The following is a 582-nucleotide window of genomic DNA, read 5'->3' on the forward strand; positions in this document are numbered from 1 at the left end:
TAATGGTCGATGTCGTCACCGAAGACGATCATCTCGCCAAACTTGCCCGGGGTGAAATAGGAATAGATGCCGGATTGCTCCATCAGCAGCCGGATGTAGTCCCAGTCGGACATCCGATACTGCATGCGGAACGCAAGCTGCGGATACTTTCGCCGCAGCCGGAAGATGAACTGGTGACCCTTGAGTTCGTGGCGGCGCAGGATCGCCTCGATGATCTCCGGGAGGGTCTGCCGCTGGTAGATGCGGCTGGCCTGCGTGAGGCGCAACCGTGCCACGAGCGGCTCCACCACGATCTCGAAGCCGCAGAAATCGTGCGTCTGGCGGGTCTTGCTGAACTGCGTGATGCAGCCGGCGAATTGGCGTGGCAGCGCGCCGTCGGCCGGCTCGATGGAAAACGTTGCCGCTTTGCCCAGGTAGTCGGCCTGACTCAGTTCGAGCGGGTGCGTGAGCTGGATGGTGACGGCGTAGGGCTCGCCCAGGCGTTCCACGGCCTTGAAGGAGACCACGGACAGCCCCGCCGCGCTTGCCGCGCCGGGCACCGCCAGGAAATAGGCCTGACGCCCGGTCAGCCCCTCGTCCAGC

Annotated in this window: 1 protein-coding gene; it reads right to left on the reverse strand. The window is 64.1% G+C overall.

Annotated features, from left to right (window positions below; translation table 11 throughout):
* Positions 1 to 581, reverse strand: a 581-nt coding sequence (locus AC1DP9_RS27755) for a contractile injection system protein, VgrG/Pvc8 family (protein WP_477109078.1), incomplete at its 3' end; no start/stop codon positions are given.
* Position 582 lies beyond the last annotated feature (1 nt).

This window comes from Cupriavidus sp. 01L43 (genome assembly GCF_056399925.1).